This window comes from Meridianimarinicoccus marinus (assembly GCF_040689105.1).
GTDB classification, from domain to species: domain Bacteria; phylum Pseudomonadota; class Alphaproteobacteria; order Rhodobacterales; family Rhodobacteraceae; genus Meridianimarinicoccus; species Meridianimarinicoccus marinus.
On the sequence record NZ_JBFBVU010000004.1, the window covers coordinates 175,385 to 189,586 of the forward strand.

At 63.7% G+C, this 14,202-nt stretch carries 12 protein-coding genes; 1 reads left to right on the top strand and 11 read right to left on the bottom strand.

The features are described from left to right. Positions 1-55: 55 nt before the first annotated feature. The 3 genes from AB0T83_RS05590 to AB0T83_RS05600 form a co-directional block, all read right to left on the bottom strand. Positions 56-493, bottom strand: a complete 438-nt coding sequence (locus AB0T83_RS05590) for a universal stress protein (protein ID WP_366192059.1) — start codon at positions 491-493, stop codon at positions 56-58. Continuing rightward, on the bottom strand, positions 490-3,099 hold the full coding sequence (locus AB0T83_RS05595; RefSeq protein ID WP_366192060.1) for a TRAP transporter permease: 2,610 nt from the start codon (positions 3,097-3,099) through the stop codon (positions 490-492). Before AB0T83_RS05595 ends, AB0T83_RS05590 begins: the two co-directional genes overlap by 4 nt. 76 nt (positions 3,100-3,175) lie before the next feature. Beyond that, a complete protein-coding gene (locus tag AB0T83_RS05600) occupies positions 3,176-4,144 on the bottom strand; it encodes a TAXI family TRAP transporter solute-binding subunit (protein WP_366192061.1) in 969 nt (322 codons plus the stop codon). A gap of 341 nt (positions 4,145-4,485) precedes the next feature. On the opposite strand from AB0T83_RS05600, the gene AB0T83_RS05605 reads away from it, so the two are divergent. Further along, on the top strand, positions 4,486-4,998 hold the full coding sequence (locus AB0T83_RS05605) for a hypothetical protein (protein WP_366192062.1): 513 nt from the start codon (positions 4,486-4,488) through the stop codon (positions 4,996-4,998). Positions 4,999-5,015: 17 nt separating this feature from the next. On the opposite strand, the gene AB0T83_RS05610 is transcribed toward AB0T83_RS05605, so the two are convergent. From AB0T83_RS05610 to AB0T83_RS05645, 8 genes are all read right to left on the bottom strand, one after another. Further along, positions 5,016-5,981 (bottom strand): ABC transporter ATP-binding protein, encoded by a 966-nt coding sequence (locus AB0T83_RS05610; protein WP_366192063.1) that lies wholly within the window; start codon positions 5,979-5,981, stop codon positions 5,016-5,018. Continuing rightward, positions 5,978-6,973 carry an ABC transporter ATP-binding protein gene (locus tag AB0T83_RS05615; RefSeq protein ID WP_366192064.1) on the bottom strand — a complete coding sequence of 332 codons (996 nt, stop codon included), beginning with the start codon at positions 6,971-6,973 and terminating at the stop codon, positions 5,978-5,980. The genes AB0T83_RS05610 and AB0T83_RS05615 overlap by 4 nt, the downstream gene beginning before the upstream one ends. Before the next feature lies 1 nt (position 6,974). Continuing rightward, positions 6,975-7,928 (bottom strand): ABC transporter permease, encoded by a 954-nt coding sequence (locus AB0T83_RS05620; RefSeq protein ID WP_366192065.1) that lies wholly within the window; start codon positions 7,926-7,928, stop codon positions 6,975-6,977. Continuing rightward, entirely contained in the window at positions 7,928-8,911 is a 984-nt protein-coding gene (locus AB0T83_RS05625; RefSeq protein WP_366192066.1) for an ABC transporter permease, read from the bottom strand. Before AB0T83_RS05625 ends, AB0T83_RS05620 begins: the two co-directional genes overlap by 1 nt. 108 nt (positions 8,912-9,019) lie before the next feature. Continuing rightward, entirely contained in the window at positions 9,020-10,585 is a 1,566-nt protein-coding gene (locus tag AB0T83_RS05630) for an ABC transporter substrate-binding protein (RefSeq protein WP_366192067.1), read from the bottom strand. Positions 10,586-10,778: 193 nt separating this feature from the next. After that, entirely contained in the window at positions 10,779-12,356 is a 1,578-nt protein-coding gene (locus AB0T83_RS05635) for an ABC transporter substrate-binding protein (protein WP_366192068.1), read from the bottom strand. A gap of 323 nt (positions 12,357-12,679) precedes the next feature. Beyond that, a complete protein-coding gene (locus AB0T83_RS05640) occupies positions 12,680-13,408 on the bottom strand; it encodes a ribonuclease activity regulator RraA (protein WP_366192069.1) in 729 nt (242 codons plus the stop codon). Between the two features lie 3 nt (positions 13,409-13,411). Continuing rightward, positions 13,412-14,104 (bottom strand): FadR/GntR family transcriptional regulator, encoded by a 693-nt coding sequence (locus AB0T83_RS05645; protein WP_366192070.1) that lies wholly within the window; start codon positions 14,102-14,104, stop codon positions 13,412-13,414. Between the last annotated feature and the right edge of the window lie 98 nt (positions 14,105-14,202).

The window sequence follows — 14,202 nt, forward strand, 5'->3', positions numbered from 1 at the left end:
TTGTCCCAGTGCTATCGCTCTGGGACGTTGAGGCCAAGACAGACCGTGGGGTTTTTCAGTCGCCCCGCACCACGAAGACCGAACATGTCGAATGACGAACCACTTGCGCCGCATTCGGGCCCAGAAAGTAATCACGCAGAGTCGGGCGATGCGATCCGATCACGATGACCCCGGCCTTGTCGGCGCCGGCGGCGCGCAGAACCTCTTCATGGACCGATCCGGTGGCCACGATGTGGCGCACCTCGTGATCCACTTCCGCGCCCAGCACCTCGGTGACATAGGCCGACAAGTCGGCCTGCGCCTTCTCGATCGCCTTTTCGTGGAAGTCCGGGCTGAAATAGCTGCCGACCACCGAGGCGCCGAAATCGGGCACCACGGTCATCACGTCCAGCCGCGCCCCGTCCAGACGCGCGATCTGTGCCGCGCGCAACAGGACGGGTTTTTCATGCTCAGGCTGGCTCACATCCAGCGCACACAGAACGATGTTGCTCATGCCGGGTTCTCCTCTAGCCGGGCTGCACGCCCCCTTTGCAGGAAGACCACCCCGGCCAGCAGCAGCAAGGCCGGGATGAAGATCAACTCCTTGGGCAGCTGGCTGGCCGCGGCGCGGGCCGAAGCGACAACCACAGGTGTGTCGCCGTAGAAGTCGAAGCCGCCCATCACGTCGGCGTAGGGCGTGCCAAAGAATGGTTCTTCCAGAAGCATCTGGTCGCCTTCGGGGGTCAGGACGATCCCGAGGTTTTCCAGCCGCTCCACACCCGGAACGCCGTCGCCTTCGACCGGCAGGACCAGCACCGTGGACTTCGGCTCTCCGGTCAGGAAGTCCGGTCCGGCCACCTCGATCCGCACCGAGTCGCCGACCGCGGCGCTATCCATCGCCGTTTCCAGCTGTGCCGGCGGGATGTCGTCAAAGGCCGGCATCAACCGATCCATGAAGAAGTCTGGGCGGAACAGGGCAAAGGCGATGAACACCAGCACGACGCTTTCGTAGATCCGGTTCTTGGTCATGAACCAGCCCATGGTGCCCGCCGTGAATACAAGTATGGCTATTGTCGCGATCACGAAGACCAATATCCCCTGTATCCATCCCACATCGATCAGCAGCAGGTCGGTGTTGAAGATGAACACGAAGGGCAGCGCGATGGTGCGCAGGCTGTAGAAGAAGGCGATGAAGCCGGTGCGAATGGCATCGCCCCCCGACACGGCCGCCGCCGCGAAACTCGCCAGTCCCACAGGTGGCGTCACATCCGCCATGATCCCGAAGTAGAAGACGAAGAGGTGCACGGCGATCAGCGGCACGATCAGCCCAGATTGCGCGCCCAGTTCCACCACGACCCCCGCCATCAACGAGCTGACGACGATGTAGTTGGCCGTGGTCGGCAGACCCATGCCCAGGATCAGCGACAGGATGCCCACGAAGATCAGCATCAGCACCAGATTGCCGCCCGAGACGAACTCGACAAGGTCGGCCATCACCTGTCCGATGCCGGTCAGGGTCACGGTGCCGACGATGATGCCGGCGGTCGCGGTCGCCAGACCGATGCCGATCATGTTGCGGGCGCCGTCGATCATGCCCTGGATCAGATCCAGCACCCCGTTCAGACCTGCGCCGGCAACGTCGCCCTTGCCCCGCATGATCGCTTTCAACGGATGCTGGGTCAGCAGGATCACGAACAACAGCGAGGTTGCCCAGAAGGCCGAGAGGCCCGGTGATTTCTGTTCGATCATCAGGAAGTAGACCAGCACGATGATCGGCAGCAGGTAGTAGAGGCCGGATTTGTAGATCTCGGACACCACCGGCAGTTCCACCTGCTCGGCGTTGGGATCATCCGGCACAAGGTCCGGGCCTTGCGCAGCCAGATACAGCAGCGCGAAATAGGCCAGGCACACCATCGCCGCCAGGATCCAGCCGGCCCCCTCGGGCACGGCGGCAGCGATCCAGCCGACCGGGTATTTCACTCCGTAGCAGATGGCCGCGAAGCCGGCGAAGAACAGGGCCATGCCCAGAACGGTGCGCCCGGTCGAGGTCACCTTGTTGCCGAGCGTCGGCATGTTGCGCTTCACCGCCTCAAGATGGACGATATAGACCAGCGCGATATAGCTGATCGCGGCGGGCAGGAAGGCGTGGGTGATGACTTCGACATAGGAAATGCCGACGTATTCCACCATCAGGAAGGCCGCGGCCCCCATGACCGGCGGCATGATCTGGCCGTTGACCGAAGAGGCCACCTCGACCGACCCCGCCTGTTCCGACGAGAACCCGACCCGCTTCATCAGCGGAATGGTGAATGTGCCGGTGGTCACCACGTTGGCGATGGACGACCCCGAGATCAGGCCGGTGGCGGCAGAGCCGACCACGGCGGCCTTGGCCGGGCCGCCCTTCAGGTGGCCCAGGGCGCCGAAGGCCATCTTGATGAAATAGTTGCCCGCGCCCGCCTTATCCAGCAGCGCCCCGAACAACACGAAGAGGAACACAAATTTCGTCGAGACCCCGAGCGCGATGCCGAACACCCCTTCCGACGTGATCCACATGTGGCTCATGGCCTTTTGCAGCGAGGCGCCCTTCCAGCGGATCACTTCCGGCACCCAGCCGGCAGATCCGAAGAACACATACGCCATGAAGATCGTCGCGATGATCGCCATCGCCGGGCCAAGCGCGCGGCGCGCGGCCTCGAACAACAGGATGATGCCGAGCAGGGCGAACCATTTGTCCACGTTGTCGGCCAGACCGCCCGATTGCACGATCTTGGCGTAGAAGAAGAACCCGTAAAGCGACAGGAAGGCGCCGCCGATGGCAAACACCCAGTCCTGAACGGGAATGTAGTGGCGCGGGCTGGATTTCAGGGCCGGGTAAGCCATAAACGCCAGGAACATCGCGAAGGCCAGATGGATCTGGCGCGAGTTGTTGATGAGATCGCTGGGCAGAATGTAATTCGCCACGGGCGAGGCCAGAAGAACCTGGAAGATCGACCAGATCAGCGCGGTCAGCGCAAGCATCGAGCCAACCCAGCCGACGGGGTTGCGGGCACCGGAATCGGACGAGGAGACTAGCTCCTGAAGTTCCTCTTCCGACAACGGACGATTAGACGAGTCACTCATGCTGCAATCCCCTGGCTTCGTCAGATGGAAGAAAACCGGGCACCGTGGCGCCCGGTTTCAGGTCGGTCCTTCGAGGTTACTCGATCAGGCCCTGTTCCTTGTAGTATTTCTCGGCGCCGGGATGCAGCGGTGCCGAAAGACCGTCCTTGACCATCTCTTCCTTCTTCAGGTTGGCGAAGGCCGGGTGCAGCTTCTTGAAGTCGTCGAAGTTTTCGAAGACCGCCTTGACCAGCTGGTAGACGGTTTCGTCCGACACAGCGGTCGAGGTCACGAAGGTCGCGCCCACACCGAAGGTCTCGATGTCCGCGTCATTGCCGCGATACATGCCGCCGGGGATGGTGGCCTTGCGGAAGTAAGGCTTTTCCGCAACCAGTTGGTCGATCACCGGGCCGGAAACATTCACGATGGTGCTGTCACAGGCCGTGGTGGCTTCCTGGATCGAGCCAGAGGGGTGACCCACGGCATAGACCATGGCGTCGATCTGGTTGTCACACAGGGCTGCCGACTGTTCGGCGGCCTTCAACTCGGTGGCCAGCGAGAAATCACCAGTGGATTTGCCCATGGCTTCCAGCAGCACCTCGATGGTGGCGCGGCCGCCCGAACCGGGGTTGCCGATGTTCACGCGCTTGCCGAACAGCTGTTCAAATTCGGTGGCGTCGGCATCATTGCGGGCCACGACCGTGAAGGGCTCGGGATGGACCGAGAACACCGCCCGCAGATCCGAGAAGGCGCCGCTGTCGGCAAACTGCTCTTCACCGTTGTAGGCGTTGAACTGCACGTCCGACTGGGCGACGCCGAATTCCAGCTCGCCGGCCTGGATGGTGTTGATGTTGTAGACCGAGCCGCCGGTGGATTCGACCGAGCAGCGCAGCCCGTGGTCCTTACGTCCCTTGTTCACCAGACGGCAGATCGCGCCGCCGGTCGGATAATAGACGCCGGTCACCCCACCGGTGCCGATTGTGAAGAATTCCTGGGCATGCGCCATCGGCGCGACGAGTGCGCCAGCAGCCACCGCGGCTGCGGCGAGTTTTGTTTTCATCAGCATCATGTACTCCCTGGTTGATGCGTTTTTCAGCCGCCCTGCTCCCGGATTGATCGGCTTTTTTTAAGCGGCCTTGTACCCCTGACTGAAGCGACTTCACGGACGTGAGTCAACGGCTAGCGCCAAATCCGTGCCAGAATTCAGTGACATGCATGGGTCACCGCGTAACATTCCGCACTGAAGGCCCGCCGTGACCCTCTGGAAAGGCGTCATTTTCTGCGTTTGCTCCCAAGGCATGGATTCTGGAAGCGACACTTCCCCAGCAGTCACGCTGGCAACGAACTGGACAAACGAAACGGCTGCGTTCACACAGATACACCACCTTTGACAAGCAAGATATAAGCATGGACGTTCCAACCGGCCTTCTCGTGGCGCTGATGTTCGTGACCCTTCTGACCATGAGTTTTGGCAACATCTTGGCGGCCTTTGCGCCAAGGATTCAGTCCAAGGATCCCGTATTCGCCCACCGCTTGCACGGGCTTTGGTGGGCCATTCTCAGTCTGGTGATCCTTGAAACCTTCTGGCGCTGCACGGCCATCTTCCTGGTCGAGGACTGGAGTTTCGTCGAATTTCTCTACATGATCCTTGGCGCCGCGTTTCTGTTTTTTGCCAGCACGAGCTTGCCGGAAAATGATCGCCCCGGCCTGTCAAAACCATTCCTTGGCAGTCTGGTAGCCTTTCACCTCTGGCTTCTGGGAATCGCGGTTCTGTTCGGCAGTCCGGGCTGGTTGCCGCTCTTGGTAACATTCGGACTGCTGGGATTGCTGATATTCCTGTGGCGCACCCCGGATGCGACCTATTTCCTGCAGATCAGCTACACGGTGGCGGGCCTGACCATCCTCAGCATGATCGTCTGACCCTCGAAGCGGGGCGCCTATTCGGCCAGATGGCAGGCGACGCGGGTGCCGTGCACACGCCGCATTTCGGGCCGTTCACGGGAACAGCGGTCGATCGCGATCGGGCAACGGGGATGAAAGGCGCAGCCCGACGGCGGGCTGATCGGATCGGGGATCTCGCCCTTGGGCGGCTCTACCTCGCGGCCGAAGCCATCCATCTTGGGGGCCGCGGCGAACAGCATCTGCGTATAGGGATGGCGCGGCGTTTCGAACAGCGCGTCGGCATCCGCCTCTTCCACAAGACGGCCCAGGTACAGCACGCCGATGCGGTCGGCCATGTGCTGCACCACGGTCAGATCATGGCTGATGAACAGATAGGTCAGGCCGAATTCTTCCTGAAGATCACTCATCAGGTTCAGCACCTGCGCCTGCACCGACACATCCAGCGCCGAGGTCGGCTCATCGCAGACGATCATCCGGGGCTGCGAGGCCAGGGCGCGCGCAATGCAGATCCGCTGGCGCTGCCCGCCCGAAAATTCATGTGGGTATTTCACAGCATCGGCGGCGTTCAGGCCGACCTGGTCCAGCAAGCGCTCGGCCAGACCGTTGGCCTTGCCGCCGCGCGCGGTCACCGGTTCGTTGATGATGTCGCGCACCCGCCAGCGCGGGTTCAGGCTGGCAAAGGGATCCTGAAAGATCATCTGGATCTCGGACCGCGCCGCGTCGATCTTTTTGGCGTCGGTTTCCGAGGCCAGGTCGATGCCGTCGATCTCGACCGCTCCTTCGGACGGCGGCAGCAACCCCACGACCATCTTGCCGATGGTGGATTTGCCCGAGCCGCTTTCGCCGACCAGCGCATAGACCGTGCGCTCCTCGATCTCAAGGCTCACGTCCGACACCGCCGTCAGCATCGCCTTCGGCAACCGTTCGATCAGCCGGTTCAGCAGAGGTTTTGACACGTCGAAAACCCGGCTCAGGCCGGAAATGCGGACCAGCGCGGTCATGCGGACTCCTTGGCGGATGCGTCGATGGGGAACCAGCAGGCGGCACGTCCGTCGCAACTGTCGATATGCGGGCTGTCGCCGGCGGCGCAGCGGGCGGCGGCGCGGGGGCACCGGGGATGGAAGGCGCAGCCTTCGGGCAGCGCGCCCAGCCGCGGCATCGAGCCGGGGATCTGGTTCAGCCGCCGTTTGCCTTGCGACGCCAGCGGGGTCGAGGCCATCAGCCCGGCCGTATAGGGATGGCGCGGTGCGGTCAGCACTTCGCGCACCGGGCCGATCTCGGCCAGACGCCCGGCGTACATCACCGCCACGCGGTCGGCGGCCTCGGCGATCACGCCCATGTCGTGGGTGACCAGCATCACCGCCGTGCCCCGTTCGCGGCACAGCCGTCGCAGCAGCGCGATGATCTGGGCCTGCACCGAGACATCCAGCGCCGTGGTGGGTTCATCGGCGATGACCAGCGTCGGCTCGGCACAGAGCGCCAGCGCGATCACCACCCGTTGCCGCATCCCGCCCGAGAACTCGTGCGGATAGCTGTCGACCCGTTCGGCGGCGGCGGGAATGCCCACCTCTTCCAGCGCGGCGATTGCGCGGCGGCGGGCCTCGCCCTTGCCGACCTTCAGATGCTCGATGATGGTCTCGGTCAACTGGTCGCCGATGGGCAGCAGCGGGTTGAGCGAGGTGAGCGGATCCTGAAAGACCATGCCGACCTCGCGCCCGCGTTTGCGGCGCATCTGGCCGCGCGACAGGTTGTCGATGCGGTTGCCGTTCAGCCAGACCTCACCCCCGGCGATATGGGCGGGCGGCGACAGCAGGCCGATGACGGCATTGCCGGCCATGGATTTGCCGGCACCGGATTCGCCGACCACACCCAGGATCTCGCCGGGCTGGATGTCATAGCTGACCTGATCCACGGGCCGCAGGATGCCGTGGCGGGTCGGGATCTCGACCACCAGCTTGCGGACCGACAGGGTGGGTTGTGTGCGGTCACTCATGTCACTTCAGCCTCGGGTTCAGCGCATCGCGCAGCCAGTCGCCCAGCAGGTTCACCCCCAGCGCCAGCGCCAGCAGGATCACCGAGGGGAACAGCAGGATCCACCATTCGCCCGAGAACAGGTAGCCCTGCCCGATGCGGATCAGCGTGCCCAGCGACGGTTGCGTCGGCGGCGCGCCAATGCCCAGGAAGCTGAGGGTCGCCTCGGCGATGATCGCCAGCGCCAGCGAGATGGTGGCGATCACCAGCACCGGCGACAGCACGTTGGGCAGGATGTGGCGCATCATGATCGCCGGGCCTGACCGTCCGATCAGCCGTGCGGCCTGCACGTATTCCTTGCTTTTCTCGACCATGGTGGCGCCGCGCACGACGCGGGCGAACTGCACCCAGTCGGACAGGCCAATGGCGAAGATCAGCACCCAGATCGCCATCTGGTCGCGGTATTCCACAGGGGTGATGCCCTTGGCGATGCCGAAGATCAGCATCGCCACAAGGATGGCCGGGAAGGTCAGCTGCACATCGGCGGTGCGCATGATGATCGTATCGACCCAGCCGCCCAGATAGCCCGCCAGCAGCCCCAGCGTGATGCCAAGGGTCATGGCGAACATCACCGCGGCAAACCCCACGAACAGCGAGATCCGCAGCCCGAACAGGATGGTCGAGAACACGTCGCGGCCCTGATCGTCGGTGCCCAGCCAGAATTCGTCGCCGGTGAAGGCGTTGGGCTCCATCGGCGGGGTGAAACCGTTCATCAGGTTCAGCGAGGCCGGGTTGAACGGATCATGCGGTGCGATCAGCGGCGCGAAGACCGCCGACAGCACCAGCATCAGCACCAGGCACAACGAGATCACCGCCAGCGGCGCGTGGCGGAACGACCATGCAAGGTCGCTGTCCCAGCCCCGGCGCAAGGCCGACGGGCGGCGCGGCGCGGGCGCGCTTTGCGGAAGGTCCGACATCAGTGCCCCCTCTTGCTGGTATCGCTGCGCAGGCGCGGGTCGATGGCCACATACAGCAGGTCGACGATCAGGTTGATGCCCACGAACATCACCGAGATCAGCATCAGATAGGCCGCCATGACGGGGATATCGACGAACTGGATCGCGTTGATGAACAGCAGGCCGACGCCGGGCCACTGGAACACCGTTTCGGTAATGATGGCAAAGGCGATGATCGAGCCCAGTTGCAGGCCTGTCACCGTGATCACCGGCACCAGCGTGTTCTTCAGCGCGTGGTGGAAGTTGACCGAGCGTTCGCGCAGGCCCCGGGCGCGGGCAAAGCGGATATAGTCCTGCCGCAAGACCTCCAGCATTTCAGAGCGCACCAGCCGCATGATCAGGGTCATCTGGTATAGGCCAAGGGTGATGGACGGAAGGATCAGCGCCTTCAGCCCGCTGGTGGTCAGAAAGCCGGTACTCCAGCCCCCGATCATCACCGTGTCGCCGCGCCCGAAACTGGGCAGCCAGCCAAGTTCGACCGAGAACAGATAGATCAGCAGGATGCCGATCAGGAAGGTTGGAAGCGAGACCCCGACAAGGGATAAGGTCATGATGGTGCTTGATAAAAGCCCGCCGCGCCGGATCGCGGTCAGCACGCCGAAGCCGATGCCGAAGGTGATGGCGAACAGACCCGACACGGCGGCCAGTTCCAGCGTGGCCGGCGCGCGTTCCAGCAGGATGTCGGACACAGGGCGGCCCTGCCGGTACGAGATGCCGAAATTGCCCTCGGCGGCCTGGGTCATGAACTTCCAGTATTGCACCGGGAAGGGCTCATCCAGTCCCAGCACGTCGCGCAGCCGTTCGATGTCGGCCTGCGTCCGCTCCTGCCCCAGCATGTTGTCGATGGGATCGCCGACGAAGCGGAACATGGAAAACGCCACCAGCCCCACGACCAGAAGGACGAGGACCGATTGCAGCACACGACGGATGATATAGGCGAGCATCGCACCCCCAGAATGTGCGGATCACTTTGATCCGCGTATGCAAACCCGGTCAAGCTTTGCCCGGCCGGATTTGCCTTGTGTTGCCTTTGACGCAGCGTTGCGCGGCGCTCAGTTCACCGTGACCCAGCGCAGGATGAAGAAGTTGTCCGGGCGTTGGGTCAGCGCGATATTGCTGGCCGCGCCCCAGAGCAACGGTTGCACGTACAGGGTCACATAGGCTGCCTCGTCCTGCAGGATGGCGGCGACCTCGTCCAGCATCGCCTGCCGTTTGGCATCGTCGATCTCGGACTGGATCAGCGGCAGCAGTTCGTCCACGCGCGGGTTGGAAAAATCGCCGAAGTTCCAGCTGCCCAGCTTCTTCTCGTCGTTCGGGGTGGCGGCCAGAAAGCGGATCGGATGTTCGGCATCGAAGGTGCCCGGCGACCAGCCCAGCAGGAACATGTCGAAATTGTCTTCGCGCAGTTCCGGCCAGTAGCCGCGCACCGGCATCGCATCCAGCTGCGCCTCGACCCCGATCTGCGCCAGCATCGACACCACGGCCTGACAGACGCTTTCGTCGTTCAGGTAGCGGTCGTTGGGACACTTCAGCCCGAAAGAGAACCCGTCGGGATAGCCCGCCTCGGCCAGCAGCGCGCGGGCGGCGTCCGGATCGAAGGCCGGGCGTGCGGCAAGATCTTTGGAATAGCCGCGCATCGACGGGCTGACCAGTTGCGAGGCCGGTTCGGCATTGCCGCGCATGATGGTTTGCAGGATCGCCGGAACGTTGATGGCGTGGGCTAAGGCCTGACGCACCCGCACATCGCGGAACGGATTGGGCGCGCCCTGATCGGCACCGTATTTCAAGGTTTCGGCCTGATGCGCAAAGCCCAGCATGATGACCCGCGCCTCGATGCCCTGGATGACCTGCACATCGGGGCTTTGCGACAGGCGGGCGGCATCCTGGATCGGCACCGGGTTGATCATGTCGATGTCGCCAGACAACAGCGCCGCCACGGCGGTGGCCGGGTTCTGGATCGGCGTGAAGGTGGCGCGGGTGACGTTGTGTTCTGCGGTGTCCCACCAGTCCGCGAAGGGCTCCAGCACGGTTTCAAGGCCGGGCTGGCGTGCTGCCACGCGGAAGGCGCCAGTGCCATTGGCGTTCAGGGTGGCGTGGTTCTCGGCTTCCTTGGCGGGCCGCTCGGCCCCGTTGTCCGCCGCCCAGCCGCTGTCCATGATCATCCAGTTGGCGATGCTGTCGGGAAAGATCGGGTTCGGCGCGGTGGTCAGGATGTCGACGGTATAGTCGTCCACCATGGTGACCCCGGCCACGGGCGCGAACCAGCTGGAGGTATCGGCCTCGGGCGAGGAGGCGCGCTCGTAGCTGAAGATCACGTCTTCGGCGGTAAAGTCGGCACCGTCGTGGAAGGTCACGCCTTCGCGCAGGTGAAAGCGCCAGCCCTCGCCCTCGCCGATCGGCTCCCAGGCCGTGGCCAGCGCCGGTTCGATGGCCATATCCTTGCCGCGGCGCACCAACCCTTCGTAGACGTTGTTGAGAAAGCCCAGCACCGCTGCGGTGTTGACCGCGTGCGGATCCATGGTCTGCGGATCGGTGGTCGAGGCCCAGCGGAATTCGGCAGCCGAAACCGGCGGGGCAAGGGTTGCGGCCAGTCCGGCGGCAAGCATCAGGGAACGCATGGTTATATCTCCTCTGGTCGTCGGGGCCGACGGGCTGATGTTCCAGCTTGGCCACACGCCGTGCCGCGGGTCATCTCACGTCACCGTGACGCCGTCTGCGGCAGCCGGACCGTTTCGGCGGTCAGAAACGGGTGAAATCCCCCGCTGCCGGGGGATTTCGAACGGGACGCATCCCGATTGGGCAAACGCCCTGTCACTCGATGGTGACGTATTTGATCTTGGGCTGATCTTCAGGATCGGGGTTGACCTTGACGTTGGCCTTGGCACCCCAGTTCAGCACCTGGTGGTGGATCGGCAGATACAGGGTTTCGGCCTGCACCACGTCCCAGATCTCGCCGATGGTGGCGTCGCGCACGGTCAGGTCGGTTTCCGAAGCCAGCGACTGGATCTTGGCGTCCAGTTCCGGGTTGGAATAGCCGGTGGCGTTCCACGATCCGCGATCATCGCCGCGGCTGTGAACCAGGAAGTTGAAGATGTATTCGCTGTCATAGGTCGGCACGCCCCAGCCCAGCATGTAGAAATCCGTGGTGCCGTTCGAGATCAGCGGGAAGTGTTGTGCCTTGGGCTTGGCGTCCAGGTTCACGGTGATGCCGATCTGCGCGAACATGCCCACGACCGCCTGGCAGATCCCTTCATCGTTGATGTAACGGTCGTTCGGGCAATCCAGCTGGATCGAGAAGCCGTCGCCGTAACCGGCTTCGGCCATCAGCTCCTTGGCCTTGGCGATATCGGTGGCGGGCACGGCGTCCTTCTCGGCGGTCCAGCCATTGACAAACGGCGGGGCGATCATGCCGGCGGGCTGTGCCTGGCCGCGCATCACCACCTGCTTGATGGCGTCGCGGTTGATGGCCATGTTCATCGCTTGACGGACGCGGGCGTCGGCCAGCGGGTTGGCGCCTTCCACGTCGTCACGCTCGATATCGGCGGCACCCATGTTCAGGCCCAGGAAGATCACCCGGTTCTGCGGCGCGGTGCGCACGTCCAGCCCGTCGGTTCCGGCCACGCGGCCCAGATCCTGCACCGGCACGTCCTGGATCAGATCCACTTCGCCCGACAGCAGCGCGGCGACTCGGGTCGAGGCGTTCTGGATCGGGGTATAGATGATCTCGGTCACCTCAAGCGGGAACTGGCCCTTGCCCCAGTAGTCGGGGAATTGCTTGAGCACGGTCTTCACGTCCGGCTCGCGGCTTTCGACCATGTAGGGGCCGGTGCCATTGGCGTTCTTGGCCGAGAACGTGTCTTCGCCGCCTTCGAAATCCTGCACCTTCTCGGCGTTGTTCGCCTTGGTCCAATCCTCGTCCATGATGAACAGGTTGGTCATGTTGTTGGGCAGGATCGGGTTCGGCCCGTCGGTGACGAATTCCACCTGGTAGGGGCCGGTGGCGCGCACTTCGACGATCGAATTCAGCAGCTCTTTCATGTCGCTGTCTTCGGACTGGGCGCGCTGGAAGGAAAACACCACGTCCGAGCTGTCGAAGGCCGCGCCATCGTGGAAGGTCACGCCTTCGCGCAGGTTGAAGACCCAGACGTTGGGATCGTCGGCCTTGGGCGCCCAGTCGGTCGCCAGTGCCGGTTCCGGCGTGCCGGTGGCATCGCGAATGATCAGCGGTTCATAGATCTGATGCGCGATCGTATGGGTCGGGCCTTCGTTCTGGGCGTGCGGATCAAGCGTCAGGCTGTCGCCGGCACGGGCCCACCGCAGGGTCTCGGCCTGCGAGGACAGCGCCGTGCTTGCCAGAAGCGCCGCAGCGAGAAGAGTCGTCTTTTTCATTGTTTTGAGCTCCCTGTTTTGTCGGGGCAGACTGTCACACCCATGGCTTCGCGCAAGGGGTGACCTTTCGACAGACAAAAAACGTAAGGTAACCTTGCCTGTTTTTTGTTCACAATTTCGTCATTTCCGGCCCGGACAGGGCAGAGATGCAGGTCTGAAGTTTGGGGAATGCGGGCCGAATGCCCGTCAGCGAGCGCGACGCACGGCCCCGCCGGACCAGGACAAGCGGGCGCGCCAACATGCCGATCATTCACACCGGATCGGCGCACCGCCGGGATCCTCCCAGCGGCAGCTCAACCGATCATTTTCGGCCGAAACGGGCCTCAAAGGCCTTTCGCGGCCTTCCATTTCTCGAATTTTTCCAGGTTTTCCGGCTTGGTTGCGGGGTAAAGCCCGATGATCGTGGCCCCGGCCCGCACCTCTTCCAGCACGAAATCCTCGTAAAGCTCCATCGGCGCGGCCTCTTCGGCGATCTGGTCGGCCATGTGGCGCGGGATCACCATGACGCCGTCGCCATCGCCGACTACGATGTCTCCCGGATAGACCGGGCAAGTGCCGCAACTGATGGGCACGTTCAGGTCGACCGCATGGTGCTTTGTCAGGTTGGTCAGGGCACAGGGGCCCGCCGCATAGACCGGCATGGTCAGCGCCGCCGCGCCCTCGGCATCGCGCACGCCGCCATCGGTGACAACCCCTTCGCCGCCGCGCACCTCCAGCCGGGTCAGCAGGATCGACCCCGCCGAGGCCGCCGAGGAGTCGCCGCGGCAGTCCATCACCAGCACATGGCCTTCGGGACATTGTTCGATCGCCTGCCGCTGCGGATGATCGGGCTTGCGGAATTCGGTCACCTGATCGGTGTCCTCGCGCGCCGCGATATAGCGCAGCGTATAGGCCGGTCCGACCATGCGCGGCTTCTGTCCGCCCAGCCGCCCGACCCCCTGGACGAAGGCGTTGCGGATGCCGTGCTTGTACAGAAGCGTGGCAATGGTGGCGGTCGAGGTGTTGCGCAGCGTCTCAAGCGTATCGGCAGCAACGGGAGCGAGATTGGTCATGGGTTATCCTTCGAAAAGTCGAGTCAATGCATTGCCGAGATGGGTGGCCATGGCGTCGGCGGCGGCGTCACCATTGCCCTTGCGGATGGCATCCAGCACCCGGCGATGTTCGTCCTGCACCTTCACCAGACGCGGGGTCTCGGCCATCAGCGACAGGGTTCTGTTGATCGTCATGCCCTGGGCGATATGCGGGCGCACCTGCTCCAGCCCGGCGACGAAAAACCGGTTCTGGCTGGCGCGGGCGACGGCCATGTGGAAGCGGAAATCCTGCTCCATCCCGGTTTCGCCCTTGGCATTGGCGCTGTCCATGGCGGCGATTTCGGCCTCGAGCCAGCGCAGGTCGTCATCCGTGTGGTTCTGCGCGGCAAGGCGCGCGGCCTCGGATTCCAACCCGATCCGGAACTTGAAGCACATCCGCAAGTCCTGGATGCTGGCCAGCGGCGCGATGCGGGTGATGCGCTCGGAGACCTCCTGAACATAAGCGCCCGATCCGCGGCGGGACGTGATCATGCCCTCTTCGCGCAGGCGCGCCAGGGCCTCGCGCACGGTGGGCCGCGATACGCCGTATTCCGCCGCCAGCGCGGTTTCCGATGGCAGCTTGGCCCCCCGCGCCAGACGCCCGGCCTCGATATCCCCGGCCAACTGCCGATAGATCTGGTCGCTGCGCCGTTCCGTGCTGTCGGGTGCGTCGTTCAAGGTGCCCTGCCCTTTGCTGTCTGCTGTCTGCTGTCTGCTGTCTGCTGTCTGCTGTCTGCTGTCTGCTGTCTGCTGTCTGCTGTCTGCTGTCTGCTGTC

Excerpts from the sequence above, each read along its gene's own strand:
- AB0T83_RS05590 (WP_366192059.1), bottom strand. The coding sequence starts at position 493 with ATGAGCAACATCGTTCTGTGTGCGCTGGATGTGAGCCAGCCTGAGCAT.
- AB0T83_RS05595 (WP_366192060.1), bottom strand. The coding sequence starts at position 3,099 with ATGAGTGACTCGTCTAATCGTCCGTTGTCGGAAGAGGAACTTCAGGAG.
- AB0T83_RS05600 (WP_366192061.1), bottom strand. The coding sequence starts at position 4,144 with ATGCTGATGAAAACAAAACTCGCCGCAGCCGCGGTGGCTGCTGGCGCA.
- AB0T83_RS05605 (WP_366192062.1), top strand. The coding sequence starts at position 4,486 with ATGGACGTTCCAACCGGCCTTCTCGTGGCGCTGATGTTCGTGACCCTT.
- AB0T83_RS05610 (WP_366192063.1), bottom strand. The coding sequence starts at position 5,981 with ATGACCGCGCTGGTCCGCATTTCCGGCCTGAGCCGGGTTTTCGACGTG.
- AB0T83_RS05615 (WP_366192064.1), bottom strand. The coding sequence starts at position 6,973 with ATGAGTGACCGCACACAACCCACCCTGTCGGTCCGCAAGCTGGTGGTC.
- AB0T83_RS05620 (WP_366192065.1), bottom strand. The coding sequence starts at position 7,928 with ATGTCGGACCTTCCGCAAAGCGCGCCCGCGCCGCGCCGCCCGTCGGCC.
- AB0T83_RS05625 (WP_366192066.1), bottom strand. The coding sequence starts at position 8,911 with ATGCTCGCCTATATCATCCGTCGTGTGCTGCAATCGGTCCTCGTCCTT.
- AB0T83_RS05630 (WP_366192067.1), bottom strand. The coding sequence starts at position 10,585 with ATGCGTTCCCTGATGCTTGCCGCCGGACTGGCCGCAACCCTTGCCCCG.
- AB0T83_RS05635 (WP_366192068.1), bottom strand. The coding sequence starts at position 12,356 with ATGAAAAAGACGACTCTTCTCGCTGCGGCGCTTCTGGCAAGCACGGCG.
- AB0T83_RS05640 (WP_366192069.1), bottom strand. The coding sequence starts at position 13,408 with ATGACCAATCTCGCTCCCGTTGCTGCCGATACGCTTGAGACGCTGCGC.